Source organism: Halorubrum sp. FL23 (genome assembly GCF_052439115.2).
Lineage (GTDB): Archaea > Halobacteriota > Halobacteria > Halobacteriales > Haloferacaceae > Halorubrum > Halorubrum persicum.
Map to the genome: position 1 here is coordinate 1 of NZ_JBQVRO020000053.1, position 1,400 is coordinate 1,400.

Here is a 1,400-nt window from a genome sequence, read left to right on the forward strand (position 1 = left end):
CATCCGTCTTCAGTTAAGACTCACACCTCGGTTGTGTAGCGGTAGCGAGTGTCTCTTGTAAGATTGGTCGTCGTTTGTGGATCTTTTGAGCGTCTTCGATCAGCCGGTCGAGCAGCGGCGGTGGTGAGTAGCCGAGGAACTCGCCGAGTTCGTGGAGCAAAAGCTGGGCGTGCGACCGAAAGGTCGCCGCCCAGCGCTCTGTCGGAAACACAAGCTCATCATCCGCCTGCTCAGTGACTAGATCCAACAGATCGCGGCTTACAAGCAGCGACAGCAGCGCTGCGTACAATAAGATCCTCACCACGTGTTCGTCACTCGTGTCGAACTCGTCCAATTCGTACTGCGTCTTCAGCTCCCGGAACAGCAACTCAACTTCCCACCGACAGCGGTAGATCTCCGCTAAATCCGCCGGAAAGAACTCTTTCCTCGCTAAATTCGTTATGTACAGGTGGTAGTCGTCGGCGTCCTCGTCGCGGACGCCGACGACGCGAAATCGCTTCGTATCTAGCGACTGCGTCCCATTGTACGGCCCTCGTTTGAATTCGACTTCGACCTCCACATCGATGTACTTCCGATCGAGATCGTTGAGAACAGCTCGGAGCTGCTTGCCCTCCAAGGGAATGGCGCGGCCGCGCCATTCCCGTAATTCTGCCGTAATCACCGGGTTCGCGTTCTGCTTCAGCCGACTCACGAAGTAGCCGTCGTTCTCGTCGATCAGCGCAAACCGGCGGTACTTGAAGTAGGCGAGATCGAACAGCATGAGGCGGTTCTCAAGCCATGGCCCTGTTTTGAACAGGGTGCTGTCGTGTGTTTTCTCGTCAGCAGTATCGATCCGTTCGATCGTCTGCTCTGTGGCATTGTGGAGCAGGTGGAGCTTCGCTCCAGCCTGCTCCTCGTGGCGGGCTTCGAACTGATCTGAAAGAAACTCATGTAACCGCAACACCGTTCCATCGGCGATCATCACGTCTCTAAATCGGTCGATATCAGCGTCAACAGCATCAGGAACAGCGACCTCGTCGAGACCGCGCTCGACGAGGTCGCGGAGGTACTCCGCAAGCGTCGGCGTCAACCGCTGATAGAACCCGCTGGGCGAGATTGTCTCATCGGCAGTTGAGTTGTAAGATCGTCTGAACCCGGCGAGTGTTCGGCTTTCGCCTGCGGCGAAACCGAACACAAATGTCCAGACGAAGGCAGGGATCTGAAGCTTGCGGTCACGTTCGACCACGCCGAGTTCCTCGGCGTGCTCTTCGAGAAACTCAGAGGGAAACAGTGTAGTGAGCCGACGCATAATTCGAGATGAGGAGCCGTTGGGCACAAACTCGGCTTCCTCATTCCTTCCGAAAGATGTCTCGATAAGCCTCCGCTATCACGCGGTTTCTTGCTTAACTGAAGACAGATGA

The 1,400-nt window shown here is 56.0% G+C and carries 1 protein-coding gene; it reads right to left on the reverse strand.

Annotated features, from left to right (window positions below; genetic code table 11):
- Nucleotides 1–13 precede the first annotated feature (13 nt).
- Nucleotides 14–1,288: an IS4 family transposase gene (locus tag ACT4MF_RS18825; RefSeq protein WP_137711476.1), complete on the reverse strand. Its 1,275-nt coding sequence runs from the start codon at nucleotides 1,286–1,288 to the stop codon at nucleotides 14–16.
- Nucleotides 1,289–1,400 lie beyond the last annotated feature (112 nt).